Consider the following 24,105-nt stretch of genomic DNA (forward strand, 5'->3'; position numbering starts at 1 on the left):
TTTGGGGTCAATCAACGCGTCTGGCGTTGGATGAAAATTACTGTCCGGAGCAGGGCGGGACTTTTCATTGCGCGACAAGAGCATTGCGTTTGATGCCAGGGGCGGAGTGCGGGCCGTAGCGATTTGATCGCCGTCAAATTCTTCACCTCCTGCCGACACCATCCTTCCCGGCAGAGCCAGAGGGAGAGAGCAATGGAAACAAGAGTTCGCGCAGCAGCGTTGACCGGGTATTTCGACGTGGCGTCGCAATTGGGTCTGGATACGCAGCCGATCCTGCGGGCAGCCGGCGTCTCACGTGCCTTGCTCGATAACCCGGACGAGCGCATTCCGGTGTCGATGGCCATGACCTTGCTGGACGAGGCCGCGCGCGCAAGCGGCTGCCAGTCGTTCGGCCTGCGCATGGCCGGGACGCGCCAGCTCGCGGATTTGGGCGCCATCAGCCTGTTGCTAACGCACCAGGCGACTTTGCGTGATGCCTTACGTACGCTGATCCGCTATCGCAGCCTGATGAATGAATCGCTGGCGATGCTGGTGGAAGATGCCGGCGCGACTGTGATCGTGCGCGAGGAAATTGTGCTGGAGGATGCGCCGGTCTCTCGACAAGCCATCGAGCTTGCGACCGGCACACTGCATCGCACGTGTAACGTCCTGCTCGGCCTGCAGTGGAACCCGCACAGCATCCATTTCACGCATGATGCGCCGGCCGACCTGCAGCTGCATCAGCGGATGTTTGGCTGCAAGCTGAAGTTCCGCAGCGACTTCAACGGCATCGCCTGCGCCGCCGCGGATTTCGATCATCCCAACCCGGTCGCGGACCCGATGATGGCCGAGTATGCGCGCCGCTGTCTGGAGGCGCAGTCAGAGGTTTGCGCGACATCCTGTGTACTGGAGGTCCGCAAGGCCATCTATCTTCTGCTGCCCATGGGCCAGGCTTCGATTGAACAGGTGGCCAGGGGCCTGGAGATGGACGTGCGCACGCTGCAGCGCAGGCTCAAATCGGCAGGTACCGTGTTCTCCCATCAGGTCAATGACGTGCGGCGTGAACTGGTGGTGCGGTATCTCGTCAGCGGTGGACATTTGCTGGCCGAGGTGGCTGAACTGCTCGGCTTTTCGATGCCGAGCTCCTTTACGCGCTGGTTCTCGGCGGAGTTTGGTGTTGCGCCTTCGCAGTGGCGTCAGCGGCTGGTACAGGCTGATACACCGGCGGAGTATCGGCCGGTGTGCCTGCGGCATGGCTAGTGCCGCTTTTTTCCCGATTGCCTTGGCCTTGCCCTGATGGGTTCTGTCCCTCAGGACCTTGTCGAGCAACTTCATGAAATTGCGCTTGGAGCGATAGATTTCGCGGATATCCTCCAGTTCCCTGGCGAACTCGGCGCGCTCCCCCAGCTTTCTCCGCAGGCTGCCAATCGTGCGCACGACGTCAAAGGCCTCGTCATAGCGCGCTTTGCCCGAGCCGTTGTTCACGGCGACCTCCAGCAGCCGGTGATAGAGGCTAATCGCCTCATGTGGATGCGTTGCGGCGCGCACGGCGGCCATCCATGGCCACAGCTGCGTAGACACCCGGCCGCCGCCAAAGACATCCCAGGCGGCATCGTTCTTCTCTTCGGTCAGGAATATCCTGACCAGTTCCGAGCGCGTTGGCGTCTGCCACACATCGAGTCCCGAACTCTTGCTCGACTCTTCCTTCTTGATAAGGGTCCAGAGGTGCTTCAGTGCGCGTTCCCGGAGCTCATCGTTACCAGCAGCCGTGGCAACCTTCATCAACGCGGTGAACGTGTCGGCAGTCGGACGAAGCTCAAAGCGACGCCACCCGAACGTTGCGGCCTGTTCGAAATCGCCGCGACGCAGATGCGCTTCGATGCAAAAGTCGAGCAGGCGTGAGTCCACATGCCCGAACGATTCACGAAGCCCCCGCTCGGCCCACGCGATTCCCTCGTCCGGACGGCCATGATTCACGCAAAGTTCTGCGATCTGTAGAAAACGGTACGGACTCGACAGGTCCTTGGCGTGAATGCGGATGAGTGCATCAACGTCGCCGTCATGCTCCGCCAGAGATTCCATTGCGTTCTCGATATACAGACGGCGCGTCTCGAATGACCGGGAGTCCTTGCCTGGACCAAGCGTGGCAAGGGCTTCCCACGCTTTGCTGACCAGTGCCCGGTAGCGGCTCAATCCGCTCTTGCCCAGAGGTTCTGCGTAAGCTGGCAAGACATTGCCGAACGTATCCCATTTCCCTGCCGTCTGCAGGCGGAAGAGGCGCTCAGCAAGCTTCACCGGTTCGGGGCGGGTCTGATGGCATGCATCGAGATGGACAGATGCCAGCTCCACGATGCCCGGCATCACGCCTCCGAGGGAATCGTCAATTTGCTCAAGGCTGTCTTCCGCGCCGGCAATAGCCAGCTCGGTGAGTTCGACGACATCTGCAGCGTGCGGTCCGGTAAGCCTCTCGCGCAAGGTATCGGCCAGCGACATCAGGCCCCTGCCATACCCGTCTGCCTCGTTCCAGCCGAGCGGTCGGGAGATGCGCGTTACCTGCTGCACCGCGGTTCTCATGCCCGGCAAATCAGATTGCGCCGTACGTGCGGCGAACAGCAATTTGTCGCGTACCGTCCGGTCAAGCTCGGCGGCCTCCAGCAGCAGTTCCTGAAGCGCCCCCTTGTCCAGCGTCGCCACGTATTCGCGAATGATCTCCGCGTAGGTCTTACGCTTCTTGCGAGGCTTCTCCACGGCGCTATCTTCGGCATGGAACACCTCCGCCCCGGAGTTCTCGAGCCAGGCCAGTGCAACGGCTACCGCGTGCTTGCAGAATGCGCCTTCATCGCCAACCGGACAGTTGCATGCGTAGGCGAGCCCACCATCGCGAGCGACGGCCAGCTCGACACGGTACCGGTGCGTGCCGCGTACGCTGGCGCGAACAGCGTCTTCATGTGTCTCAAGGCGGGACACGACACCATCATGGAAATAAGCCATTCCGCGCTGGAAGGAACCGGTGTCGGCCAGTGTGCGGACTTCGGCGAGTGTGAGGATTTCAGCGAGGCTTGCAGTTGCGGGCATGGGAGGTCGGCTTATTGAAGACGTGCCGCAACGGAGGACACGATTTGGCACAGATGATACCTGCCCGAGCACGGCGGGCCTGGGTCATGCCGAGGCTGACCGATGCCTCAGGGATGATCGGCGCCGGCGGTCTTCCAAATACCGGCGTCAATCAACGCATGAGTCTCCGCAACCAACTCCGCAATAACAGCGCGCACCGCCGGGTCGGCCATGCGTGCGCGCCGCTGTCCCAGGCATACGGTTCTCGCAATGGGCGGATCAATCATGGATGCCGCCAGCGTCCCTTGCTGAATCTCCCGTGTCACAGCACTCCTGGCCAGCACGCTGAACATGCGGCCGGTTTCCACCAGCCGTATCAGCTGCTGGCCGGCGTCTATCTCCACGCGAATGTCGAGCGCCACGTTCGCCCGCGCGGCATGGGCCTCCAGGGTCGATCGGATGGCATGCAGACGCGACGGCATCACTAGCGGATATTCATCCAATGTCGCCGCCTTCACCGTGCTCGTGTTCCGCAGCGCTTCCGGCCGGCCAACCAACTGCATGTCCTCGCTGGCGATGGGCTCGCAATGCACTTCCGGTGTCGCTGTCCGGTCAAACATAACTGCCAGATCGAGTTCCCCTTCGGCGAGCCAGTTCCAGAGATAACCGGAAAATGTCTCGACCAGACGCAGCCGAATCCGCGGATACCGAGCCGAAATGCGTTCGACCAGCGGCAGTGCGAGTACAGCGGCCGATGAAGAAGGCAATCCCAGTGACACGTCCCCACCAGGGTCGGCTGTCCGCGCCTGCACCTCCTGAAACGTGGATTCGACGAGATTCACAATCTCGTAAGCGCGCCTCAGCAGCAGCAGTCCCGCTTCAGTCGGCTTGACTCCGCGAATGCCCCGCGTCAGCAACGCCGTTCCCAGGACATCCTCGAGCCTGCTCACGGTGACGGTCAATGCCGGCTGGGCAATCGCGAGCCTGCGCGCTGCAGCCGTGATGCTGCCCTCTTCGCAGATGGCGATAAAAGCGATCAAACGTGAGATGTCCAGCTTGCGGGCGTTCTGCATAGATTGCCATAGTACGAAGTTATGCCCCCCAACAAAAGCGATATTGGACGGCCATAGCATGACGCAACACACTGCATGCCGAGAAGCCGCTACGTCATGCGGCCGAGATCATCGATCAATGGAGGAGGACAACTTGCGACCAGACCATGTTTCCCACAGCGCAGCAGAGACTGCCGGCGGCGCCGGAGTCGAGCTCACCGCCGCGCCGGTGTCTGCGCTACGTGCGCAATGGTGGCGCCTGCTGGACTGTCGTATCGGTGTCGTACCGTTGCCGGTGTATCTGGCACTGCTCCCGATCGTTGCGGGATTCGCCATCATCGGCAAGGTGCCGTCTGATCTCACGATGGCAATCGCCGTATTGTCCGTAGGCGGATTCTTCTTCATGGAACTTGGCCGCCGCGTGCGAATGCTCAGCCTGATGGGCGGCGCTGCGATCCTTGCGTTTGTCGTGCCATCGGCGATGACGTACTACGGCTTGATTCCGGCATCGCTGGCGCTCTCGATCAAGGAATTCGTGAAGGCTTCCAACTTCCTCTACCTCTATGTCGCGGCCATCATCGTCGGCAGCATTCTCAGCATGGACCGGGAGGTGCTTCTCGGTGGCTTCCTGAAGATCTTTGTGCCGCTGACCGTCAGCTCGGTCGTTGCAGGCGTCGTGGGGACACTGACCGGCATGGCGATGGGGATGGATGCTTACCGGGCATTCTTCTTTGTCGTCGTGCCCATTATGGCCGGAGGACTTGGCGAGGGCGCCATCCCGCTTTCCATGGGCTATTCGATGATTACCGGGCAGCAACAACCGGATTTGTTCGCGCAGATCATTCCCGTGGTCATGTTGGGCAGCTTTACCGCGGTGTTGCTGTGCGGGCTGCTCAACGTACTGGGCAAACGCTTTCCGCAGCTCACGGGAGAAGGCGTCCTGCAGCGTGGGACACAGCATGCTGCGAGAGGCGACGCCGCGTCTGCGACGCCACCGGTGTTCGATCCGGTCAGCCTTGCCGGCGCCATGGTGACGATCGTTGCGTTCTATCTGGTCGGCGTGTTGGTCCAGCGGCTGCTGGATTTTCCGGCGCCGATCACCATGCTGTTCCTGATCGTGGCGGCCAAGCTCGGTCGTGCCATTTCGCCCGCGCTGGAGCAAGGCGGGAAGGGCGTATATCAGTTCTTCTCCGGCATCCTGACCTGGCCCTTGCTTTTTGCGCTGGGCGTTGCACTGACGCCATGGCGCGAATTCGTGAGCGCCTTCACGGTGCCCACCGTCGTCACGGTCTTTGCGACGGTCGCGTCCCTGATTGCCAGCGGATTCTTTGTGGCGCGTTTCGTGGATATGTATCCCATCGATGTGGCGGTCGTCACCGGGTGCCACAGCGGCCAGGGAGGCGCCGGAGACATCGCCATTCTCACCGCGGCAAACCGCATGCAGCTCATGCCGTTTGCGCAGATCGCGACGCGCATCGGCGGCGCCATCACCGTAACGCTGGCGCTGATTGCGATTCGCCATGCCTCCTGATTCCCCGTTTCATGCAACCATGCCCATCGCGCTCAGAGCCGTGCGCGGCTTTCATGTCGGCGGACGGCCGGTGGATCTGGTCGACCTTCCGCCTCGGCAACTTGCCACGGTCCCGGGCATACAGCCACGCGTTTCCAACCCGAACGGGCGTTACCAGGTGGGCCAGCTCTATGTCCAGCAGTTCGCCCTGGATACGCCCACTGCAAAGTATCCGCTGTTGATGTGGCATGGTGGTGGCATGACCGGTGCAACCTGGGAGTGCACACCCGATGGCCGTCCCGGCTGGCATGATTACTTCATGCGCAAGGGATACGACACCTTTGTGAGCGATGCGGTGGAGCGCGGCAGGGCGTCCTGGGCGCCAGCCAGCGTGGTGCCGGAAACTCCTGAGCACCGAACGCTGGAGCAGGCGTGGGGCATCTTTCGCTTTGGCCCGGTGGCGGGATACGACGCTGCCAAGGGGAAGCGCCAGGCCTTCGATGGACAGCGGTTCCCGGTGCACGCGCTGGACGAGCTCGCCAAGCAGTTCGTAGCGCGATGGACCAGTACGAACGGCATGGCGCTAGATGCCTATGTAGAACTGATCCGACGGGTTGGCCCATGCACGATCCTCGCGCATAGCGAGGGAGGACGGCTCGCCCAGCAAGCCGCGCTGTCGGTGCCTGAACTGGTAAAGGGACTGGTCCTGATCGAACCTGCCGGTGCACCATCGACAGCCGTGGACGATGCCAGTCGCCTTCGCGGGATTCCTCACTGTGTGCTGTGGGGCGACTATATTCCGCAGAACGCGTTATGGACGATATATCGCCGCCAAGCAGACGAGTGGTTGTCGGCCGTGCAGCAAGCGGGCGCAGACGTCAGTGTGCTCGACCTGCCTGCCATGGGCATTGGCGGAAATTCCCATCTGCTCATGATGGACGACAACAATTTGGCTATTGCCGAACTCGTCCATGAATGGATCAGCCTGGCCGTGGAGGGAGGGCGTATCTCTGAAGGCTAGCCTGCTGACGCCTCAATATTCCCTCAGTACCCAACTGCTGATTGATGCAAAGTACTCCCGCAGCCATGCATTGAAGCGAAGGTACAACGGCGTGCCGGCACCCACGCCGAAGACCTTGCTGAATCCGGCCTTCCGTGCGATACCCAGCGCGCGCCGCACATGAAAATCGCTGGTCACCACGATGATCGATCCGGTGTCGTCGATGCCTTGCTCTTCCAGCAGGCGCCGGCTGAACACAAGGTTCTCTTCCGTGCTGGTACTGCGGCGCTCCCGAATCAACCTGTCGGCGGCAACGCCATGCGCGATGAGATAGTCGGCCATGATGTCCGCCTCGGTGCAATCCCGCTGGAAATCCTGTCCGCCACTCACTACGACCTTCGCCGCTGGCCATCGCTGAGTTTGCGCCAGCCCCTTGTCCAGTCGCGCTTTCAGCGCGGGCGATGCCGTGCAGTCTGGCGTGCCCGATCCAAGAACGATGATGGCCTTGATCGGGATTCCCGCGGGTACGGTGACGCCAATGCCGCTGCGGATGCCGTGGAAGTACACAGCCACAGTCAGGAGCCACACGGCAAACGCGGTCCACGCCGCACGCCATAGCCACTGCCTGCGCCGATCGGCCTGACGCCAGCGTGCGACACGATGCCAGCCCAGCGCGAGCAGCAGGAACGCGATGCCGATCCCGCCGGGGAGCACGATGCCGAAGTTGAACAGCCCCATAGACATCAGCCCGATGGCGTCGCCAAGCAGTACGGCGCCCACAAGCGCCAGGGCAAGGCGTATCCATTGCCTGCCGGGATTCAGTGACCCCTCCATGGTCGCCTTCTGGTTAGCTGCCATCGTGCATGTGCAACGTGTCGCTGCTGAACTTCATGTTTTTCGTTGATTGATGGGCTCGCCGCAGCGGGTGGCTGAGCAAAGGCGAAGGCGACACTATAGCGGCGAGTCGATAACACTGTGGCTGCAAGTAGCCTATCGCAGACTCCATCACTATCGATTCTGCGCGTTTCAGCAATGAACTGCCGAACGCGAGCGATGCAGCGTCGCTTGCTTCGCCTGCAAGCCGTGTCGGCCTTTGATTTTGAAGGCGCATGCACCATGCTTACCAGGGTCCGTATGCCGCAAGGCAGTCCCGCAGGAAGTCCGTGTGTCGAAAGCGACGCGACCAGCCGATTCAGGGCGCCGCATAGTTCCTGGCGATCTCTCGTACAGCATGGACATATCCCGCTACATCTCCCGGAGATCCGACATGAAAGTCCTGATCGTCCTGACCTCACACGACCAACTCGGCGACACCGGTGAAAAGACCGGCTTCTGGCTTGAGGAACTCGCGGCGCCTTACTACGTGCTCAAGGATGCCGGTGTCGAAGTCACGCTCGCATCGGTAAAGGGCGGCCAGCCGCCGCTCGATCCGAAGAGCAATGATCCTTCCTTCCAGACCGCCGCAACGCGCCGCTTCGACGCCGACGCCGACGCAAAGGCCGCGCTGGCGTCGACGCAGAAGCTGTCCGATGTCTCGGCCGGCGACTACGACGCGGTGTTCTATCCAGGCGGCCACGGTCCGATGTGGGACCTCGCCGAAGATGTCCACTCCAAAGCCCTGATCGAAACCACGTTAGCGAGCGGCAAGCCCGTCGCACTGGTCTGCCATGCGCCGGGTGTGCTGCGTCATGTGAAGGCGAAGGACGGCAGCGCGATGGTCAAGGGCAAGAACGTCACGGGCTTCACCAACAGCGAGGAGGCCGCAGTTGGCCTGACGGATGTCGTGCCATTCCTGGTCGAGGACATGCTGAAGGCAAACGGCGCGAACTATTCCAAGGCCGGAGACTGGCAACCGTATGTCGTCACGGACGGCTTGTTGATCACGGGCCAGAATCCTGCATCCTCGGATCCCGTTGCCCATGCGCTGCTGACGATGTTGAAGCATCGCTGACCCGGAGCGGGAAAGCGGCGGAGCCTCAGGCGCCGGTTGCCGTGGATCGTTGGCGCGGTCAGTTGCTCTGGCGCTGTCAACGGTCAGGAGACTGCTGAGCCAGCACCCAAAGCATGGCGCCCACGGCCTCGGCCTGGGAGCGTGTGTGGGTCTTTTCGTAGATGGCTCGCAGCTGGGTACGCACGGTGTTGAGCGAGACGCCGGCACGGGTGGCGTACGCGTCGGGCGTGTTGCCGTCGACCAGTGCCTCGGCCACCGCGGACTCGGCTGCCGACAGGCCGAAAGCTTGCTGCAATTGCCGGGCAGTTACCAGCGGTGCGGCGCCGCGGCGCCTGGCGGTCACCAGCATGGTGGCGTCGCCAAACACGGCTCTCGTGTCCTGGCCCGGCAGTAACGTGATGCTGAGGAACACCTCGGGTGCCGCGCCGGAAGCGGCAGCCAGCGCAAGACTGGCGCCCTTGCGGGTTTTTGCCACGTGCCGGAGCATGGTTTGCAGGCCGGCATGCTGCTCCGCCAGCGTTGCAGCCAGCCGCCCGTGCTGCAGTTTCAGACAGGCGGCTTCGCGCAACATGCCTTCGGCCGCCTGGTTGGCGAAGACGACGCGTGACTGCCGGTCCAGGGCGAATACGGCAAGACCCAGTTGCTCCATCAGTTCCGTGCCGAGCGCGGCATCGCGATGCAGGATCCTGGTGTCCTGCCAGAGATTGATGGCGCGCTGCAGGTGGCTGGCCATGCCGGCAGCGGTGGCCCGTTCTTCGGCCGTGTAGGGCGGCCGGTCGGGTGCTCGAAGCAGTCCCAGGAGAATATTGTCGCCGCCCGCGCGGGCCAGGCGCGCACCCATGAGATAGCGTATGCCTGACGGAATCTGGTAATCCTGGAAGAACTCGCTGCGCGCGACGTCCTGTTCGGTCAGGTAATTATCGCAACAGACGAATTTGCCAATGGCGGCTTGTTCGACAAAGCTGCGCCGGGGATCGAGGGCGCCGTAGTACTGGTCGTAGCGCTCGACTATCTCGTCCCATCGCACGTCGGGGGTATATATGGAGAGGTGTGGGGCATTGCGCACTGTATCCCAGCTGAACATATGGAATACATTGGCGCCCATTCTCTCCGAGACGGTTTGAAATACTTCCAGAAATCCGTCGCGTCGGGCCGCGGCCTCATAGAGGTCCCCGATCAGATGATCACCGATCAGCAATTTACCCTTCTCCCCATTCCCGGCAGTTCGGTGGCGTCTTTTTAACCGGGGCCGTGCCGCCATTATTCACTGCGTTGTTTGGCTCAGGCTATCACAGGCATTCCGTTGCACAGGCGGTTTTTTTTGGTTCTTCGCCGATCTGCGTGACCGTATAGAAACAAAAAGGGCCAACGCGCCCACCACTGTTATCTTGGAGTTGCGACACAACAAGAATCAGGAAGGTGGAGGTTGGCCCTGCGCGATTGTATGGCCCAGCTCGGCTGCTGGGAAGGCTATCGCCTGCGCGATAGCTGGGAAGAGACCCGTAATGGGCAACGTATTTGCCTCATCCGGCTGGAACCTAAGGGGCGCCGGAGGCGGTGCTGCGATGGCTGTGGTCGAGGCGTTAGCAGTATCCACGATCGGGTAGAGCGACGCGTGCGGGATCTGCCTATGTTCGAGACTCCGGTGGAGTTGGTCGTGCCGCGACTTCGTCTAGCTTGCCGGCAATGTGGCCCGAAGCTGGAACGCCTGGACTGGCTCGCACCCTATGCGCGGGTGACAACGCGGCTAGCCGCCAGCGTAGCGCGACTGTGCAAGGTCATGTCGTTGCGCCATGTCGCTGCCTTCTATCAATTGGCCTGGACTACGGTCAAGCGCATCGACCTGCGTCATCTGGAACGGGAACTGGGGCCGGTCGACCTGAAAGGCGTCACCGTGATCGCGATGGACGAGTTTGCTATCCAGAAGGGCCATCGCTATGCCACGGTCATCGTTGAGCCGTCGAGCAAGCGGGTACTCTGGGTTGGGCGCGGACGCTCGCGAGAGGAAATCCGACCCTTCTTCGAGCTACTTGGCCCCGAAGGCTGCGCCAAGATTCGCGCCGCAGTGATGGACATGAATACCGCCTACGACCTTGAAGTGCAGATGCATTGCCCGCACGCACAGGTCGTCTATGACCTGTTCCATGTGGTGGCCAAGTACGGCCGTGAAGTCATCGATCGCGTTAGGGTGGATGAGGCCAATCGGCTACGCGGCGACAAGGCGGCCCGTAAGGTGGTGAAGTCTTCTCGCTGGTTGCTGTTGCGCAACCGCGAGAACGTTACCCGTGAGGCCGATCAGATCCGGCTTGATGAAATACTGGCGGCCAACCAAGCGCTGATGACCGTCTACGTGCTCAAGGACGATCTCAAGACACTTTGGACATACCGGCATCCCGGCTACGCCCGGCGCTTCTGGCAAGGGTGGTACGAGCGCGCCATGGCCAGCGGCATCGCACCTCTTTGCCTGTTCGCCAAACGCCTCAAGCCTTACCTGCCAGGCATCCTGGCTCATAGCCGCTGGCCGTTGGGAACCAATCTGGTGGAGGGCATCAATAACCGGATCAAGGTCATCAAACGGATGGCCTATGGCTTCCGTGATGACCATTACTTCTTCCTGAAGATCCGGGCGGCCTTCCCCGGAAATCGGTGAAGAACCTTTTTTTTCGGGCTTTCATCAGAATGAATGATGTCCTGCATCGGGAGTTTTTGCAGAATCCTCGTCAATCTGTGACTGCGGCACCGAAGTTGAGAAGAATGCCGCAGCGGATATGCCAATAAATGCACGGGAATGCACTCAGATTTTTATATGGCATGTTTTGAGAGGGACTCCGGTTTGTCCGGAGTCGGACTGACCCTCCGAAAGAGGGGTCATTACTTTTGTCGTCTTTTAAATACAACGGTCCGGGGAGTGGATAATGAGATTTACACCCATCGCATTTAGTGTTGCGGTGCTGGCTTTGTCGGCTTGTGGAGGAGGGGGAGAGTCATCAACCAGTGCGCCGGCCACCAACTCGCCGGCCACGCCCAGCGCGGTACTCAGCGGTACGGCGGCGACAGGCAGTGCGCTCGCCAATGCCAACGTGGCGATTACGGACGGTGCAGGGAATGCGGCTTGCCAGGAGTTGTCCATCACCACCACGGCACTGGGTTCCTACACTTGCACCTTGAAGGCCGGCGAGGCCGCCCCATTCTTTGTGGTCGTGACCGATCCGACCGGCAATACGCCGGCGCTGGTCAGCGTGGCCACGACCACGCCCGCGGCAGGCGCAACGCTTACCGTCAACGCAACGCCGCTGACCACCGCAATCGTTGCGCAGCTGTCGTCTGACGGCAATGCGATGAGCGTGGTCAACAGCAAGCAGGTCGATGCCGCGACCTTGCAGCAGGTGGTGACCAATGTCCTGGCCCAACTGAGCGAGGTGCTGAGCGTAATTGGCGCCCCGGCTGACTACAATCCCTTCAGCACAAGCATCGTCGCCGCCACGGCATCCGGTGTCGGCAACACGGCCGACCAGCTCCTGGACATCGTGAAAGTCGTGACCAATCCGGCCACCGGCAAGCTGGCCCTGACCACGGTGGACAATCCCACGCCTGTGGACATGGCCACGGCAAGCAGCAGCGGTACCCCGCTGGCCAAGCCTGCTGATGGCGTGGCGTCGTTGCCGCTAGCGGCCCAGCTCATGGCGAAGGCGCTCAATGCATGCTTTGCCATTCCGACTTCGCAACGCGTTCTGTCAACCGACACCACTGTTCCCCCTTCGGCTGGCGGACCTGAGATTACGTCGGCAGCCGCCGCCTGCCAGGACATCGCGGCAGACAGTTCCAACGCTGCGCACGTCGACTTCCTGCATAACGGCTACTCATCTGGACAGTTCTTCTACGGCCTGCTGACGAGCGACGCGATGAATGGCGCGCAGTTCAGCATGCCCGAGATCATGGCGTTCTATCCTGCCGCCTCGCCTTCCGACTCCGACCGGGCTGTCGTGAACATCCGCTATCTGGATGCGAACGGCAATCCCGGCAACGTGATCACCGTGGCCCAGAACATCAGCAACAGTTCGACGGCCGAGCGTCCGACTACGTGGTGGCTCGTGGGCAACCAGCATCCTGCGGATGTCTCGATCAGGCTGCAGGTGCGTCGTGTGGAGCAGTTGAATCCGTCGTTCTCCGCCACGGATAACCGGATGAGCACGTTCCAGACCGGGATCTCGGTAAATGCCAACGCGCGGGGGCCGGGTAGCGTCAGTGGGCAAGGTACCCTGCAATTGGTGCGGGTCTCGGGCCGGGGGCTGCCTGGCAATGGCAATCCGGGGACTGGTCTCGTCTACACTGCGGCGGGGATACCTTCGAACCAGTCGACCATGGATCTGCTAAACAAGGCAGGCGTTATCGACAGTACCAACACCAATGGTTTTGGCAAGCGGTGTGGCAACAACACTACTTATAACTGCCCGAATCTCTGGTTCACCCGGACTGCAGGGGTTACCGGTGCCGCCGCAACAACGCTGACGGCCAACCCCCCTAACTTTGCCTTTGCTCAGCCGAGCGATGGTGTGGATCCGAAGCTCGTGGTCAAGGGGGCCAAGTACAAGGTTGAGTTGTTCTATGGCTCGAGTCCCACGAGTATCACGAATCCGACGAATCCCGTTGTCTTCCACAAGACCTTGCTCAGCGACCTCGTTCAGGCAGAACAGGCTGTCAACCTGCCATGGAATACACCGGGCCAGCAGACATTGCGCGCGCTGGATCCGAACGGTGGCCTGACTGGTGCCCAGGCCAGCCTCACCGTCGATTGGGCGCAGAATGCTGCTGCCCAACAGATCGGCGGCGTGCAGTTCGTGACCGATAGCGCCGGCAGCTATGGGCCCATGCAACCGGTGGCCAGGGGCGCAACCTCGTTGACGCTGAATTCGGTGCCGGCATTCATTGCGCCTACCAACAGTCGTACCTTCCTGTTCAGCTACAGGATGCTCGACAGCAGCTCCAAGACGGCTGTCTACCGCTTTGATGGCCAATGACGCATTGCGCTGCGCGTTCCAGGGAGGGCGCAGCCTTTGTCTACTTGGTTGATGAAGCCAGGGCCCAGCGCCCTGGTTTTTTTGTTGTCGTGACCGCTCGAGGCCGGAGCTTTGCATCTACCGGAAATCGCCATAGCAGATCGTTTGGCCCTTCTAATACACCCCCGGCACCATCCTCCAAGTCCTCGCGCAATACGCCTCATACTGCGCCCCAAACTCCGACCGCAACATAGCTTCCTCCGCACGGATGCGTGCCACCAGCGGCGGGATCATCAGCAATGTCAGGATCACGCCCACACTCGAGCGAAACGCCAGTACCCATCCCAGCGAACTGACGACGAAGCCGAGGTAGCTCGGGTGCCGGATTACGCCATACAGGCCTGTCGTCACGAGCTTGTGCCCGCGCTGAATCGCAACCAACCCGCTGAATCGCTTGCCCAGGATAAACACTGGCACCAGCCGCAGTACGCCGCCCCCTGCGAACAGCGCCACGCCGATCCAGCGCAGGGTGTCGCCGTCGATGACCCAGAAGCCGATGCGATCGTTCCAGGCTGGCACGTAGCCCGACAGCAGGCCGAGCACGCCGAACACTGCGAGCACCCAGCGGTTGCCGCGGTCTTCGCGTTCGCCGCTGCTGATGTTGCCTTGAGAGAAGACGGCGACCACGGCGAGCGCCATGGTCGCCTCGGCCAGTACGATTCGCGCCGGATGGGCAAAGAAGGGAGCCATGCCGCCCCAGCCGAGAACGGGAAGCGCAAGGTAGGCAAGGGTGCCCGCCAGGGTGAAGACAGCCATGCCGATGGATGAACGCATGCTGGGCCCGCCATGAGAAGGATTCTTAACCTCTAGCCTATGCCTTTTGGCCGCCAGTGGCTGGCCGGTCTGGCATGTTTCAATACGGCTTTGCCGAAGACACGTCATGCAGCAAACCATGCCTCTCATCGATATCAAGAATCTCCAGCAAGCCGCCATCGCGTTCGGCGAAGCGCGCGGCTGGGGCAAATATCACAGCCCGAAGAACCTGGCCATGGCGCTGAGCGTGGAGGTGGCCGAACTGGTCGAGATCTTCCAGTGGCAGACCGAAGAGGAATCGCGCGGAATCATGGCGACGGACGAGCGCGCGCACGTGGAGCAGGAGCTTGCCGATATCACCATCTACCTGACGCAGCTAGTGACGGCGCTGGGTGTGGACCTGGATGCCGCGGTACGGGCGAAGATGGAGATGAATGCGAAGAAGTATCCGGCCAAGAACCAGGCGTGACTCAAAGGCGATATTATATTCGCGCGATGAATGATGATGATGTATGTTTTCGGCAAACTAGTACTGATCCATATAGTGAAGGCGAAGGTCCTCTCGTTCTCCGTAAAAAATGCGGTGATTAGGCGCCGATGCAGGGATTTGCGCCCATAATCTCCGCATGGAACGCGGAGATTGGCTCTACATCTGGCAGGCCCCTGACTGGCCGGCCCTTCACTACGATCTGGCCAGACTGGCTTCGCCGCTGGCCGAGGTGGCGCGGGCGCAAGGTCTGTTGCTTGGCCGCATGGCCGATGTCGGCATGGCGCTGCGCGACCAGGCCAGCCTTGCCGCGCTGACCGAGGATGTGGTGAAATCCAGCGAGATCGAGGGCGAGCGGCTCAATGTGGATTCGGTGCGCTCATCCATCGCGCGTCGGCTTGGGGTGGACATCGGTGCGCTGGCTCCCGTCGATCGACACGTGGAAGGCGTTGTGGAAATGGTGCTTGACGCAACGGCCCGCTGCGATGCGCCCGTGACAGCGGAGCGGCTGTTCGGCTGGCATGCCGCACTGTTTCCCACGGGCTACAGCGGCATGTCGAAAATTCGCGTCGCTGGCTGGCGCGACGATGCAAGCGGCGCCATGCAAGTGGTGTCAGGTCCGTACGGCCGTCAGAGAATCCATTTTGAAGCACCGCCCGCGGAACAGCTTGAATCGGAGACCGCGAACTTCATTGATTGGGTCAATGCGGACACCGAAGACCCGCCGATTCTCAAAGCGGGACTCGCCCATCTCTGGTTCGTGACGCTGCACCCATTCGACGACGGCAACGGGCGCATCGCGCGCGCAGTCGGTGATCTGCTTCTCGCCCGCGCGGACGGCAGCCCGCAGCGCTTCTACAGCCTGTCGGCGCAAATTCAGCGGGAACGCAAGGACTACTACGACATCCTCGAGCGTACTCAGAAGGGAACGCTGGACGTCACGCCCTGGCTGATGTGGTTCCTGGGTACGCTGCTTCGCGCCGTTCAGAGTGCCCAGCACACCCTAGATGCGGTCCTGGCCAAGGCACGCTTCTGGCAACGATGGGCAGGAACACCGTTCAATGAGCGGCAGCTGAAACTGCTCAATCTGCTGCTCGACGGCTTCGACGGCAAGCTGACCAGCAGCAAGTGGGCGACGATTGCCAAGTGCTCGGCGGACACTGCGCTGCGGGACATTCAAGATCTGGTGGCGCTCGGCGTGCTACGCAAGTCCGAGGCGGGCGGGCGAAGCACGTCGTACGAGCTGGTCGAACAGAGTTCACCAGCTCGGGTTTGACTGAACCGATCCACTGTCGATCGGTCATCTCCCCACCAACACCTCCCTCCCATTCACCGCCTGCACCGGCCGCGCATTCATCTTGTACAGCTTCCTGAACGCCGCAAGCTGCGCGGACGAAATCGACACCGGCTCTTTCATCACCACCCATCGCACATCTTCGCTGCAGGGCGGAGTAGTCAGCGAGCCGATAAACGTGTAGTTGTCCCGTTTGGCCGGCAGCAGCTCGTTGACGTTGATGGTGCCGTCCAGCGCTCGCTTCTCACCCGCTTTCGCCGGCAGGCTCGCGAACACCGGTTTCAGCGTTGCATTGGCCTTGCCCGTGCGGAACAGCACGGCGATCACCGCAAGCTTGCCTTCGGCGCTCTTGTGCACAAGGTGTGCAACCAGCGGATAGGACTTGCCATCGATCTTCTCCTCGCTCGGCGTGTGGAAGTGGAACTGCGCAAGCTTGTACTCCACGCCGTCGATGGTGAGCGAGCCGCCGTTGGCCGGTTCGACCTGGATGGTATGGCCGTTATTGATGACCTCGGCATTCGCAGGCGCATAGGACAGATCGATGGCCTGCGCCGTGGTGCCGGTCACCTTGCGTGTCTCGATGTTGATCGGCGACTGGCGCTGGCCCGTCCCACACACGGCGTAGTCCGCTTCGAGGTGGGCCCACTGGCTCGCGCCAGTCTTGCCCTGGTAGGTCCAGTGCGGCGCTTCGGTGGCGCTGGCAATCGACGTGAGAAGCAGTGTGCCCAATGCTGCAATCGCAATGCGTGTCTTCATCTGATGGTTACCGTTGTGGAAACTAAGGGACGAGCAGGCGGCCGCATGCCTGAACGGACCGATGCCCATGGCTCCGGAACGCTGCGTGAAAGGCAGGGTTGACCGGGGGAATGCATCAAACCGTCTCATTGGACCGGGGAAGTGTAGCGGGCGATGGAGCGCGACTACGCGAATCCCATGATGCCGGTGTGAATGATGTGCCCCAAACAAAAACGGGCGGCTTTGCTCAGCCGCCCGGGCGCAGATACGCGCAGTGCCACATGAACAATCAACTACCCCGATACGTCCCGAAGCTCCACGGCGAGCACAGCAGCGGCACATGGTAGTGCTGCGCGGCATCGGCAACGGTGAACCGCACGGGCACGATATCGGCGAACACGTCCGGCGTCTTGAAGTAATCGGCCACCCAGAAACGCAGTTCGAAGTCTCCGGTGCGCGCCTGCGTGGCGGGCAGCATCGGCGTATCGGTACGGCCGTCGCTGTTGGTGCGTGCGCGAGTAATCAGTTTGGGCGGCTGCGTGCCCATGTCGAACAGTTCGATCTGCATGCCGGCGATGGGCCTTCCGAGCGATACGTCGAGTACGTGAGTGCTGATGCCTGCCATGTCGGTCTCCTTGTCAGCAAACGGGCCGCATCAGCTGCCGCGATAGTAGTTGTAGCTCCACGGCCCGAACAGCACGGGCAGGTGGATGCGCTGGCTGGCGTCGGTCACGCGGAAGCGCAGCGGGATCTTCGACAAGAACAGCGGCTGGGGCAGATTGGCCTTGCGCGCGGCGAAGTACTCGTCCACATGCAGCAGCAGTTCGTAGGTGCCCGTGCGGTAGGTGTCGCCGATCAGCAGCGGCGGTTCGCTGCGGCCGTTGGCGGCCAGCGTGACGGTCTGCATATGACGCGGCTGGCCATTGTCGATGCGGTACATATCCACGCGCATACCGGCAGCCGGCGTGCCGTGCCAGGTATCGAGCGCGTGCATGGTCAGTCGCGGGCTCAGGCCGCCTTGCTGCACCGGCCCCGTGGTCTGGTTGGGCGCAGTCTCGGCCAGGGCGTTGCCGGCCAGCAGGGCGCCGCCGCCCAGCGTCAGCGATTGCAGCGCAAAGCGGCGGCGGCTGGCGTCGAAGTCTGGATCTTGATGGTCGCGCATATCAGGCCTCACTCTTGTTGCGGAGCTGGCGGATGCCGACTACCACCAGCACCGCAGCCACGATTTCAATGACGGCCACGACGTACAAGCCGGTGGTGACCTTGCCGGTGGCGGTCTTGATCAGGCCCATCGCATACGGCGCGCCGAAGCCGGCCAGGTTCGAGACGGAGTTGATCAGTGCCACGCCCACCGCGGCGGCGCTGCCGGCCAGGTAGCGGTTGGGCAGTTGCCAGAACACGGGAATCGCGCTCATGGTGCCAACCAGCGAGGCCGTCATGGCGAGCAGGGCGATTACCGGCGACAGCGCGTTGATACCGAGCAGAATGGCAAGCACAGCCATGGCGCCGCCACCGACCAGCGCCGCGGTGCTGAAGTGCCAGCGCACTTCATTGCGGCGATCGGAGTGCGCGCCGTTGGCGACCATGCCGATGGCGCCGCACAGATAGGCCACCGCTGCGATCCACCCGACCGCCATCGGCGTGGTGAAGCCCACGTCCTTGATGATGGTCGGGATCCAGAACGTCAGCGTGGAGTTGGCGCACAGCAGGCAGAAGTAGATCGCGATCAGCAGCCACACCTTGGGGTTGGTGAACACGCTGCGCCAGTCGTGGCCGCGCTCGCCCATGGCCGCGTTGTCGCGCTTCAGGGCGTCGAGGACCACGCGCTTTTCATTGTCGGTGAGCCACCTGGCCTGCTCGGGCTTGTCGGTCATGTAGAACCAGGCAAAGATGCCGGCCAGCACTGAGGGGATGCCTTCGATGATGAACAGCCACTGCCAGCCGTGCATGCCATGCACGCCGCCCATCGAGGTCATGATCCAGCCGGCCAGCGGGCCGCCGAGCACGCCGGCGATGGCCGATGCCGACATGAACGTGCCGAATGCGCGGGCGCGGCGCTCCGACGGGTACCAGTAGGTCAGGTAGAGAATCACGCCGGGATAGAAGCCCGCTTCGAACGCGCCGAGCAGGAAGCGCAGCGTGTAGAACTGCAGGGGCGTGGAGACATGGGTCTGCAGCATGCAGATCACGCCCCAGCAGATCGTGATGCGCATGATGGTCTTCTTGGCGCCGATCTTCTGCAGCAGCATGTTCGACGGCACTTCGAACAGGAAGTAGCCGATGAAGAAGATGCCGGCGCCGAGCCCGTACACCGCTTCGCTGAACTGCAGCGAATCGAGCATCTGCAGCTTGGCGAAGCCGATGTTCACGCGGTCCAGCCACGCCAGCACCCACAGCACGCCCAGGAAAGGCAGCAGGCGCCAGGAGACCTTGCGGTAGACGCTGGCCTCGGCGTCGTCCGCTGTGCCGGCGAAGATCGGCACGCCTTGCTTCGTAATGGACATGGTGTCTCCTGTCTCGTCAGTTTGCGTCGTGCGTCCCGGCTGCCAGAGAGGCGATGCGGCGGGCGCCGTCGTTTGGTTGGAAGCAAGTATAGGAACGCGCCGACAGGGGGGAACGGGAGGGCTGGTATAGGCCCTATATCAGCATCGATATGGAGCGCAAAGCCTTGTGCGGCGCGGGTTTGCGGGCGATCGCGGGGCGGCCTCGCAGACCTATGGATTACCCTAGCCGGCCGGTTTTCGAGCGCTATGGCGGGCTGGGTTTTGCGCATGCGCTGGCCGACTCCGGGTTCGACCGCGTTGCCGTGCGGTGCGCGACACGCTACAAAGTGGCCATCGGCGGACTGGGATAATGCGCGATTGCGCTGTATGGCGCACCCGGCTGCCATCCTCGCCCAGGACTTCACCATGATCCGCGCCGACGATCCCTTCGATACTTACCTGCTGCGCGTGCTGTGCATCCTGATTGCCGAGCAGAGCGTCTCGCGCACGGCCATCCGCCTGAACCAGTCGCAGCCGGCGATCAGCTCGGCGCTCAAGCGGCTGCGCGTGATCTTCAACGACCCGCTGCTCACGCGCGAAAAGAACGTGATGGTGCCCACCGAGCGCGCGTTGCAGATCGCACGCAACGCGCAAGCCGCGCTCAGTGCGCTGGACAACCTGCTGGTGTCGGATGACCGCTTTGATCCCGCCACCACCGAGCAGACCTTCACCGTGGCGATGCCCGACTACCTGGCGCCGCCCTTCTTTGCCCACGTGGTGCGCGAGTTCCGCCGCGCGGCGCCGCATGCGCGCCTGGTGGCCGTGCCGCTGAGCGCGAGCTTCGACTACGAACAGGCCTTGTCGGAAGGCGCGGCGGATATCGTCATCGGCAACTGGCCCAATCCTCCGGAGCATCTGCACCTGTCGGTTCTGCTCGAAGATGAGGTGGTCTGCATGGTGGCGCAGGACAGCGTGCATAACCAGCCCGGAAAGTTCACTGCACAGGCCTATCTCGGTGCGGCGCATATCGTGCCCACGCCTTATTCGCGCGACCAGCGCGGACTGGTCGATTCAGGGCTGAGTACCATGCGCGTCCATCGCGACAACCGCGTGAGCTGCCCGTATTTCAATCTTGCGCCGAGCCTGATCCCCGGTACGGACCTGATCCTTACCACGGGGCGCCACTTTGCCAACTATCACGCACAGCACGTGCCCGTAGCCGTGCTCAGGCCGCCGATCGAGTTTCCGTTCATGCGCTTCTATCAGCTGTGGCATCCGTCGCGCCACCGCTCGGCCGCGCATATGTGGCTGCGCGGCATGCTGACGGCGGCCTCGCAAGCGTTGCGTAATTTGCGCGATATGGACCCCGCGTAGCGGTATCGGATTCTGTTATGCGACCTATAGGGTGGCAGGCCTCGCCGCTGCCCGGAGCGCTTCCTATACTCGGCCCGTATTCAACGTCCATGCCTTGCCGACGCGGCGGGTTTTACGGGAGAGTAGTCCATGTCACAGTCAATCGATCTCGCGCCGGTCAACGCGCTGGACCAGGCGGGCTTCGCGCGCGTGTTCGGCAGCGTGTTCGAGCACTTTCCGCAGGCGGCGGCAGGGGCCTGGGCACAGCGCCCGTTTGCATCGGTGGCGGCGCTGCATGACGCGATGATGGATGTGGTGCGCAAGCTCGACGACAAGGGCCAGCGCGATTTCCTGAACCTGCACCCGCTGCTGTCGGGCGCGAACATCCGCGCGGGCACGATGACGGCGGACTCGAATGCGGAACAGAAGAGTGCGGGGCTCGATGCCATGACGGCGCAGCAGGAAGCGTCGCTCGATCGCATGAACGCAGCCTACCTCGCGCGTCATGGTTTCCCGTTCATCATCTGCGTGCGGCACTACACGCGTGAAGGCATCTTCGCCGCGCTGGAGCGCCGCGTGGACCGCAGCACGCCGGTGGAACTGGATGAGGCGCTGGCACAGATCGCTGCCATTACGCGCGGGCGCTTGAATGCGCGGCTGACGGCTCTGGTGTCGTGATTGCGGCGGCGTGCGCGTGCAGGACTGCTGTGCACGCGACTCGTGCGTGCGATCCCTCAACGCGATGCGAAACTCGTCATGCGTCGCTGTCGTCAATGCATGCATTCACGAACCGATCTGATCCTCTCAGGCATCGTCCCCGGGTCGCTCCGGCGACGACGATGCGCTGCCATGCATTCCCCGTTGCCATGCAGCGTCCGTCGTGTGTCCGGCCAAGCTGCGCCGACCCTTTGGTGTTGAGGCGGCGCAGCAAATGCGTCGCTGCACTGCATCGCGCGGGTTCGCACGCTTTGCCGCGCGCAAAGTTTGGCTGAGCAATCATGCAGACAAGGAACGTCGTTCCTTTACAACCCATTACAAAGACTTACAACGGTTGTGCGGTTTGCAACATATTCTCCGATTAGCTTCCAACAACAAGCGGAGACATACCGTGTCAGACTTTTCCAAATCCTTTTCTTCCAGCGCATTGCGCATCGTTGCACTGGCCAGCGCCCTTGGGCTGGCCGCTTGCGGGGGCGGTGGTGGCGATGATTCGGGTGGTGGCCAGGGAACGTTGAAGGTCTCAATGACTGACGCGCCCGCCTGCGGCTTCGACCATGTCTTCGTGACCGTCAACAGGGTGCGCGTCCATACCAACGCCAATGCAGATCCGGGCGCCAGCGGCTGGGTCAACATCGACGTAACGCCAGCGCGCAAGATCGACCTGCTGTCGCTGACCAACGGGGTGCTGTCCACACTGGGCCAGACCGCGCTGCCCGCCGGCAACTACCAGCAGATCCGGCTGGTCCTCGACGCAAACAACGGGGCGGGTTCGGCTGCACTAGCGAACTCCGTCGTACCGACCGGCGCTAGCGAGCAGACGCTCGATACACCGAGCGCGGTGCAATCCGGCATCAAGATCAACCGGCCATTCACGGTAGCATCCGGCACGCTGACCGACCTGGTGCTGGACTTCGACGCCTGCAAATCCGTGGTGAAACGTGGCAACGGCAGCTTTGGCCTGAAGCCCGTGGTGACGGCGATCCCGATGGTGGTCAGCGGTGCCGTGACTGGCGTGGTGAGTTCGGCCCCGGGCGCCAGCGTCTATGCCGAGCGCAACGGCGTGGTGGTGAAGGCGACGGTGGCGGATGCCAACGGCAACTTCACGCTCTCGCCGATCGAGCAGAGCAGCACCGCCGGTTCGGTCGATGTGGTGGTGGTGCCAGGTTCGGCCAATGGCCGCGCCACGGGCATCGTGCGCAGCGTGCCGGTGGTGGCGGGCGGCAGTACCGCGATCTCGACGGCGGGCTCGCCGATGTCGCTGCCGACATCGGCGTACCGCAGAGTTTCGGGCACGGTGTCGCCGGCATCTGCCGACGCGACGCTGCGCGCGCTGCAATTGGTCAGCGGCGGCACGTTCGAGATTGCCGCGACCGCTGCCGCCAGCGATACCGGTGCCTATAGCTTCTTCGCCGCCGCGCCGGCGCTGCCCGTTGCGGCCCCGGTGATTGGCACGTACCAGACTGCGTTGCCGATCCCGCTGCAGCCGGACGGCGCCGCGGGCGGCAAGTACAGCGTGCAGGCCACCAGCGCGGCAGGGGTGGTGAAATCGCAGTCGGTGGATGTGAACACCGCTGACGTGATCCAGGACTTCTCGTTCTAAGTACCGACATCTGTCGTGCGAGCCGGGAGCGGGCGTAAGCCTGCCCCCGGCTTTGTTCCGATTGGCCGCCGGCTTCTCCTTTCCGCTGGCTGCGGTTTCCCGCTAGACTTCGATTCTCGCGCCCAGGGAGATCGCGCCATGGCAGCACGCACCGCGGCCAAGTCCGCATCCACGCCGGCAGAGCCGGTTGCCTCCGCACCGCAGCCCGCCTCGCGGCGCAAGACCAGGGCCGATACCCCGATACGCGTCGGCATCGGCGGATGGAGCTACGCGCCGTGGCGCGACAATTTCTATCCCGACGGCCTCGCGCAGTCGCGTGAACTGGAATACGCCAGCCGGCACCTGACGGCCATCGAAATCAACAGCACTTATCACGGCACCCAGAAGCGCACGTCGTTCGCCAAATGGCGCGACGAAACGCCCGATGATTTCGTGTTTTCGGTAAAGGCCTCGCGCTTTGCCACCAACCGCCGCGTGCTGGCGGAATCGGGCGAATCGATCGCGCGCTTCATTGACTCGGGCATCGCGGAGCTTGGCCCTAAGCTCGGGCCGCTGGTCTGGCAGTTCGCCCCGACCAAGCAGTTCGACGCCGAGGATTTCGAAGCCTTCCTGCAATTGCTGCCCGATTCCGTGGAAGGCGTGAAGCTGCGTCACGTGCTGGAGGTGCGGCATGACAGTTTCGCGGTGCCCGAATACCTGAAGCTCGCGCGCAAGTACAAGGCGGCCACGGTCTATACCGACTCGGCGAAGTTTCCGTCGATCGCGGACCTGACCACGGATTTTGTCTACGCGCGCCTGATGGAAAGCAGCGAGAAGCTGGCGACCGGCTACGGGCCGAAGGCGCTCGACGCGTGGGCCGGACATGCGCGGACCTGGGCCGCGGGCAAGGCGCCGGCTGAACTGGAGCAGGTGGAAGACAAGCAGCCGGCGGCCAAAAAACGCGAAGTCTTCATCTTCTTCATCAACGGCGCCAAGGAACGCGCCCCGGCGGCCGCGCAGGCACTGCTGTCGCGGCTGGGCTGGGCGCCGCAGGAACCGGTGCCGGTGAAAAAGCGCGCCTGAGAGCGGTTGACTGAA

Annotated in this window: 21 protein-coding genes and 1 pseudogene; 13 read left to right on the forward strand and 9 right to left on the reverse strand. The window is 62.5% G+C overall.

What is annotated here, in order from left to right:
• Positions 1 to 192: 192 nt before the first annotated feature.
• Positions 193 to 1,239, forward strand: a complete 1,047-nt coding sequence (locus ACIGJB_RS00225) for an AraC family transcriptional regulator (RefSeq protein WP_483732362.1) — start codon at positions 193 to 195, stop codon at positions 1,237 to 1,239.
• 207 nt (positions 1,240 to 1,446) lie between these two features.
• Here ACIGJB_RS00225 and ACIGJB_RS00230 read toward each other — a convergent pair.
• A pseudogene (locus ACIGJB_RS00230) lies at positions 1,447 to 3,054 on the reverse strand (SWIM zinc finger family protein); the annotation flags it as partial.
• Positions 3,055 to 3,161: 107 nt separating this feature from the next.
• On the reverse strand, positions 3,162 to 4,106 hold the full coding sequence (locus tag ACIGJB_RS00235) for a LysR family transcriptional regulator (protein ID WP_483730860.1): 945 nt from the start codon (positions 4,104 to 4,106) through the stop codon (positions 3,162 to 3,164).
• A gap of 118 nt (positions 4,107 to 4,224) precedes the next feature.
• On the opposite strand from ACIGJB_RS00235, the gene ACIGJB_RS00240 reads away from it, so the two are divergent.
• Together ACIGJB_RS00240 and ACIGJB_RS00245 are read left to right on the forward strand one after the other, a co-directional pair.
• On the forward strand, positions 4,225 to 5,616 hold the full coding sequence (locus ACIGJB_RS00240; RefSeq protein WP_483730861.1) for a 2-hydroxycarboxylate transporter family protein: 1,392 nt from the start codon (positions 4,225 to 4,227) through the stop codon (positions 5,614 to 5,616).
• Complete coding sequence (locus tag ACIGJB_RS00245; RefSeq protein ID WP_483730862.1) at positions 5,606 to 6,616, forward strand: alpha/beta hydrolase; 1,011 nt, start codon at positions 5,606 to 5,608, stop codon at positions 6,614 to 6,616. Before ACIGJB_RS00240 ends, ACIGJB_RS00245 begins: the two co-directional genes overlap by 11 nt.
• Before the next feature lie 12 nt (positions 6,617 to 6,628).
• On the opposite strand, the gene ACIGJB_RS00250 is transcribed toward ACIGJB_RS00245, so the two are convergent.
• A complete protein-coding gene (locus tag ACIGJB_RS00250; RefSeq protein ID WP_483730863.1) occupies positions 6,629 to 7,375 on the reverse strand; it encodes a YdcF family protein in 747 nt (248 codons plus the stop codon).
• Positions 7,376 to 7,862: 487 nt separating this feature from the next.
• On the opposite strand from ACIGJB_RS00250, the gene ACIGJB_RS00255 reads away from it, so the two are divergent.
• Positions 7,863 to 8,546: a type 1 glutamine amidotransferase domain-containing protein gene (locus ACIGJB_RS00255; protein ID WP_483730864.1), complete on the forward strand. Its 684-nt coding sequence runs from the start codon at positions 7,863 to 7,865 to the stop codon at positions 8,544 to 8,546.
• Positions 8,547 to 8,622: 76 nt separating this feature from the next.
• Here the strand turns inward: ACIGJB_RS00255 and ACIGJB_RS00260 are convergent, their stop codons facing one another.
• Positions 8,623 to 9,741: a helix-turn-helix transcriptional regulator gene (locus ACIGJB_RS00260; protein WP_483732363.1), complete on the reverse strand. Its 1,119-nt coding sequence runs from the start codon at positions 9,739 to 9,741 to the stop codon at positions 8,623 to 8,625.
• 249 nt (positions 9,742 to 9,990) lie between these two features.
• On the opposite strand from ACIGJB_RS00260, the gene ACIGJB_RS00265 reads away from it, so the two are divergent.
• Positions 9,991 to 11,196 (forward strand): ISL3 family transposase, encoded by a 1,206-nt coding sequence (locus tag ACIGJB_RS00265; RefSeq protein WP_483729871.1) that lies wholly within the window; start codon positions 9,991 to 9,993, stop codon positions 11,194 to 11,196.
• Positions 11,197 to 11,461: 265 nt separating this feature from the next.
• Positions 11,462 to 13,564 carry a hypothetical protein gene (locus ACIGJB_RS00270; protein WP_483730865.1) on the forward strand — a complete coding sequence of 701 codons (2,103 nt, stop codon included), beginning with the start codon at positions 11,462 to 11,464 and terminating at the stop codon, positions 13,562 to 13,564.
• A gap of 153 nt (positions 13,565 to 13,717) precedes the next feature.
• Here the strand turns inward: ACIGJB_RS00270 and ACIGJB_RS00275 are convergent, their stop codons facing one another.
• Positions 13,718 to 14,377 (reverse strand): methyltransferase family protein, encoded by a 660-nt coding sequence (locus ACIGJB_RS00275; protein WP_483730866.1) that lies wholly within the window; start codon positions 14,375 to 14,377, stop codon positions 13,718 to 13,720.
• Between the two features lie 118 nt (positions 14,378 to 14,495).
• On the opposite strand from ACIGJB_RS00275, the gene ACIGJB_RS00280 reads away from it, so the two are divergent.
• Together ACIGJB_RS00280 and ACIGJB_RS00285 are read left to right on the forward strand one after the other, a co-directional pair.
• Positions 14,496 to 14,825 (forward strand): nucleotide pyrophosphohydrolase, encoded by a 330-nt coding sequence (locus tag ACIGJB_RS00280; protein ID WP_483730867.1) that lies wholly within the window; start codon positions 14,496 to 14,498, stop codon positions 14,823 to 14,825.
• Between the two features lie 157 nt (positions 14,826 to 14,982).
• Positions 14,983 to 16,119: a Fic family protein gene (locus tag ACIGJB_RS00285; protein ID WP_483730868.1), complete on the forward strand. Its 1,137-nt coding sequence runs from the start codon at positions 14,983 to 14,985 to the stop codon at positions 16,117 to 16,119.
• Between the two features lie 24 nt (positions 16,120 to 16,143).
• Here ACIGJB_RS00285 and ACIGJB_RS00290 read toward each other — a convergent pair whose 3' ends face one another.
• The 4 genes from ACIGJB_RS00290 to ACIGJB_RS00305 form a co-directional block, all read right to left on the reverse strand.
• Positions 16,144 to 16,893 carry a carbonic anhydrase gene (locus tag ACIGJB_RS00290; protein ID WP_483730869.1) on the reverse strand — a complete coding sequence of 250 codons (750 nt, stop codon included), beginning with the start codon at positions 16,891 to 16,893 and terminating at the stop codon, positions 16,144 to 16,146.
• A 268-nt stretch (positions 16,894 to 17,161) separates the two neighbouring features.
• Positions 17,162 to 17,497, reverse strand: coding sequence for a hydroxyisourate hydrolase (uraH, locus tag ACIGJB_RS00295; protein ID WP_483710013.1), 336 nt, complete (start codon positions 17,495 to 17,497; stop codon positions 17,162 to 17,164).
• A 30-nt stretch (positions 17,498 to 17,527) separates the two neighbouring features.
• Entirely contained in the window at positions 17,528 to 18,034 is a 507-nt protein-coding gene (uraH, locus tag ACIGJB_RS00300; protein ID WP_483730870.1) for a hydroxyisourate hydrolase, read from the reverse strand.
• Between the two features lies 1 nt (position 18,035).
• Positions 18,036 to 19,376, reverse strand: a complete 1,341-nt coding sequence (locus ACIGJB_RS00305; protein ID WP_483730871.1) for an MFS transporter — start codon at positions 19,374 to 19,376, stop codon at positions 18,036 to 18,038.
• 212 nt (positions 19,377 to 19,588) lie between these two features.
• Between ACIGJB_RS00305 and ACIGJB_RS00310 the strand changes: the two genes are divergently transcribed.
• From ACIGJB_RS00310 to ACIGJB_RS00330, 5 genes are all read left to right on the forward strand, one after another.
• Complete coding sequence (locus ACIGJB_RS00310) at positions 19,589 to 19,726, forward strand: hypothetical protein (protein WP_483730872.1); 138 nt, start codon at positions 19,589 to 19,591, stop codon at positions 19,724 to 19,726.
• A gap of 55 nt (positions 19,727 to 19,781) precedes the next feature.
• Positions 19,782 to 20,729, forward strand: coding sequence for a LysR family transcriptional regulator (locus tag ACIGJB_RS00315; protein ID WP_483732364.1), 948 nt, complete (start codon positions 19,782 to 19,784; stop codon positions 20,727 to 20,729).
• A gap of 129 nt (positions 20,730 to 20,858) precedes the next feature.
• Positions 20,859 to 21,386: a 2-oxo-4-hydroxy-4-carboxy-5-ureidoimidazoline decarboxylase gene (gene uraD, locus ACIGJB_RS00320; protein ID WP_483730873.1), complete on the forward strand. Its 528-nt coding sequence runs from the start codon at positions 20,859 to 20,861 to the stop codon at positions 21,384 to 21,386.
• A 430-nt stretch (positions 21,387 to 21,816) separates the two neighbouring features.
• Positions 21,817 to 23,028 (forward strand): DUF4382 domain-containing protein, encoded by a 1,212-nt coding sequence (locus ACIGJB_RS00325; protein ID WP_483730874.1) that lies wholly within the window; start codon positions 21,817 to 21,819, stop codon positions 23,026 to 23,028.
• Positions 23,029 to 23,166: 138 nt separating this feature from the next.
• Positions 23,167 to 24,090, forward strand: coding sequence for a DUF72 domain-containing protein (locus ACIGJB_RS00330; RefSeq protein ID WP_483730875.1), 924 nt, complete (start codon positions 23,167 to 23,169; stop codon positions 24,088 to 24,090).
• Positions 24,091 to 24,105 lie beyond the last annotated feature (15 nt).

It is taken from the genome of Cupriavidus sp. C2SS-8b, assembly GCF_057073745.1.

Bases quoted from the DNA above. Each gene is read 5' to 3' on its own strand.
- uraH (WP_483730870.1), bottom strand. From the start codon at position 18,034: ATGCGCGACCATCAAGATCCAGACTTCGACGCCAGCCGCCGCCGCTTT.
- ACIGJB_RS00280 (WP_483730867.1), top strand. From the start codon at position 14,496: ATGCCTCTCATCGATATCAAGAATCTCCAGCAAGCCGCCATCGCGTTC.
- ACIGJB_RS00255 (WP_483730864.1), top strand. From the start codon at position 7,863: ATGAAAGTCCTGATCGTCCTGACCTCACACGACCAACTCGGCGACACC.
- uraD (WP_483730873.1), top strand. From the start codon at position 20,859: ATGTCACAGTCAATCGATCTCGCGCCGGTCAACGCGCTGGACCAGGCG.
- ACIGJB_RS00305 (WP_483730871.1), bottom strand. From the start codon at position 19,376: ATGTCCATTACGAAGCAAGGCGTGCCGATCTTCGCCGGCACAGCGGAC.
- ACIGJB_RS00275 (WP_483730866.1), bottom strand. From the start codon at position 14,377: ATGCGTTCATCCATCGGCATGGCTGTCTTCACCCTGGCGGGCACCCTT.
- ACIGJB_RS00310 (WP_483730872.1), top strand. From the start codon at position 19,589: ATGGATTACCCTAGCCGGCCGGTTTTCGAGCGCTATGGCGGGCTGGGT.
- ACIGJB_RS00265 (WP_483729871.1), top strand. From the start codon at position 9,991: ATGGCCCAGCTCGGCTGCTGGGAAGGCTATCGCCTGCGCGATAGCTGG.
- ACIGJB_RS00225 (WP_483732362.1), top strand. From the start codon at position 193: ATGGAAACAAGAGTTCGCGCAGCAGCGTTGACCGGGTATTTCGACGTG.
- ACIGJB_RS00235 (WP_483730860.1), bottom strand. From the start codon at position 4,106: ATGCAGAACGCCCGCAAGCTGGACATCTCACGTTTGATCGCTTTTATC.
- ACIGJB_RS00330 (WP_483730875.1), top strand. From the start codon at position 23,167: ATGGCAGCACGCACCGCGGCCAAGTCCGCATCCACGCCGGCAGAGCCG.
- ACIGJB_RS00245 (WP_483730862.1), top strand. From the start codon at position 5,606: ATGCCTCCTGATTCCCCGTTTCATGCAACCATGCCCATCGCGCTCAGA.
- ACIGJB_RS00285 (WP_483730868.1), top strand. From the start codon at position 14,983: ATGGAACGCGGAGATTGGCTCTACATCTGGCAGGCCCCTGACTGGCCG.
- ACIGJB_RS00270 (WP_483730865.1), top strand. From the start codon at position 11,462: ATGAGATTTACACCCATCGCATTTAGTGTTGCGGTGCTGGCTTTGTCG.
- ACIGJB_RS00315 (WP_483732364.1), top strand. From the start codon at position 19,782: ATGATCCGCGCCGACGATCCCTTCGATACTTACCTGCTGCGCGTGCTG.
- uraH (WP_483710013.1), bottom strand. From the start codon at position 17,497: ATGGCAGGCATCAGCACTCACGTACTCGACGTATCGCTCGGAAGGCCC.
- ACIGJB_RS00290 (WP_483730869.1), bottom strand. From the start codon at position 16,893: ATGAAGACACGCATTGCGATTGCAGCATTGGGCACACTGCTTCTCACG.
- ACIGJB_RS00240 (WP_483730861.1), top strand. From the start codon at position 4,225: ATGGAGGAGGACAACTTGCGACCAGACCATGTTTCCCACAGCGCAGCA.